Consider the following 2,260-nt stretch of genomic DNA (forward strand, 5'->3'; position numbering starts at 1 on the left):
GCTCTTGCGACATGAAGTCGCGCTTGTTTCTGTTGCACTGGCCCTCATTCGGGCCTGATGCAACTCGATGTTCCGCCATCGGTATCCTACCGAGACGTGCGTGGCGGGTAACCGCCGGGTGCGAAAGCTCTCGGGACAATGTATGCCTCGCTCGTTAGAGCGGCGGTCGAACCGCGAGGGGAGATCGTGACTGCCAGCCTTAAGGCGGTCGGGAGCTAGGATCTGATCGCATGCTCAACATATGTAAACCGCTGTATAAACGCCGTTACCTTCCAACAAGTCAAAGAGGCTGACAGACTTGACCCAAAACGGGATGTGGCCGGGAGATGCCGCTGAGCGGTCGTCATCCGCGGACAAGAGCGCCACCGGCGAAGAGGCGGGAGCTAAACGATCAATTTCGGAACAAGCGTGGAACATGGGTAGCCCGTATCGTTCCTCCCTCGGGAGGGGGCGCAGCCGCAAGGCCAGCGTTCAAGGTGCGGGCGAGTGGTCCTGGGAGAAGCAAAGGCCGCCCTGTAACGGGGCGGATACGGAGTGCAACATCCTCCGGCACGAAAGTGAGCCCATATCCAGGAGGTGTCTGATCACGAGAGATCATGGCTAAAGGCAACAGGAAACAATCTGGTGACGGCAACAACGCCGACGGGGTTTCCCGCGACGAACTTGATTGGGAGTCCATTGATTGGGCTTACCATGAGAACGTCGTGCGCCGGCTCCAGGAGCGTATCGTGAAGGCGACGGAAGAAGGCAACCGCGACAAGATGCACGATCTGAGGCGGCTGCTGACACGCTCGCGTTCGGCCAAACTATTGGCCGTCAAGCGAGTTACCGAGAACGACGGAGCGAAAACGCCGGGTGTGGACAAGATCGTTTGGACGCACCGGCGCAGTAAAGAAATGGCCGTGACGCAGCTTGACCCCAGAGGCTACCGGCCTCTGCCCCTGCGTCGCGTCTACATTCCCAAGTCGAACCGGTCAATGCGTCCGCTAAGTATCCCGACGATGCTCGACAGGGCAATGCAGGCACTCTACCTGCTTGCGCTCGACCCCATCGCCGAGACTATTGCCGATCCCAACTCATACGGGTTCCGCAAAGGCCGCTCTTGCGCCGACGCTATCGAGCAGTGCTTCAACCTGCTTCGGCGTGGTCAAGAGAGGTGGATATTCGAGGGCGACATCAAAGGCTGTTTCGACCACATAAGCCACGAGTGGCTTTTGGAGCATATCCCGATGGAGCGCTCCATTCTGCGCAAGTGGCTGCACTGTGGATTCTTGGACAAGAACGTTTTCGCCGCCACGACCGAAGGCACGCCGCAAGGCGGGATCATCTCGCCGGTGTTGGCCAATCTGACGCTCGACGGCCTGGAACGCCGCCTCAGGGAAATCTTTCCCCGTCTCGGTCCAGGCAGTACAAACGCTAAGAAGGCCAGCGTGAACTTCGTTCGCTATGCGGACGACTTTGTGATCACTGCCAGCAGCAAAGAGCTTCTGGAAACACGGGTTCGTCCGTTGGTAGTGGAGTTCCTAAGGGAACGAGGCTTGGAGCTCTCGGAAGAGAAAACCAAGATCACTCGCCTGAAGGACGGCTTTGACTTCCTGGGGCAAAATGTTCGTTCCTTTGGCAACAAGACGATCATTCGGCCTTCAAAGAAGAGTATCGCTTCGTTTCTGACAAAGATCAAGCAAGTAATCAAAGCTTACCAGCAAGCGAGCGCCGTTGACCTCGTAAGAAAACTCAACCCGATGATCAAGGGCTGGGCCAATTACCATCGGCACGCTTGCAGCAAGAAGACGTTCTCGTATGTAGACAACCAGATCTTTCGCTGGCTAACGAGTTGGAGCCAAAGACGGCATCGCAATAAGGGACGCTGCTGGATAGTCGACAAATATTTCGCTGTCCACGGCACCCGCCGGTGGTGCTTCTTTGGAGACGACAAAGACCAAAAGGGCGGAACTGAAAGGGTCTGGTTGCGTCATGCCGCCCGAACCCCGATCATACGGCACGACAAGGTCCATTCGTCGGCGCATCCGTACAAACTCGCGTGGCAAGAATACTGGCGCTGCCGACAGCGGAGGCGCCATTCCTGCCACGCAGGCGAGGAATCGGATGCAGCATACCAACTAGCTTCGGGGTTCTTAGGAGCGTCACCGCGTCCCATTTGGGGCGTTACAGAGGCTTGAGCCGTATGACGCGAAAGTGTCTTGTACGGTTCTTAGGGGGCTGGGAGGCGGTAACGTCTCCCGGCTACCCGGACGTGGCG

General features: G+C 57.7%; 1 protein-coding gene. It reads left to right on the plus strand.

Annotation, left to right across the window (positions count from 1 at the left end; genetic code table 11):
- Nucleotides 1–596 precede the first annotated feature (596 nt).
- The gene (gene ltrA / locus VGM51_01550; protein ID HEY3411721.1) at nt 597–2,180 is read left to right on the plus strand and encodes a group II intron reverse transcriptase/maturase; all 1,584 of its coding nucleotides are present in this window, start codon (nt 597–599) and stop codon (nt 2,178–2,180) included.
- Nucleotides 2,181–2,260: the final 80 nt, after the last annotated feature.

Source organism: Armatimonadota bacterium (assembly GCA_036504095.1).
GTDB lineage: Bacteria > Armatimonadota > DTGP01 > JAKQQT01 > JAKQQT01 > DASXUL01.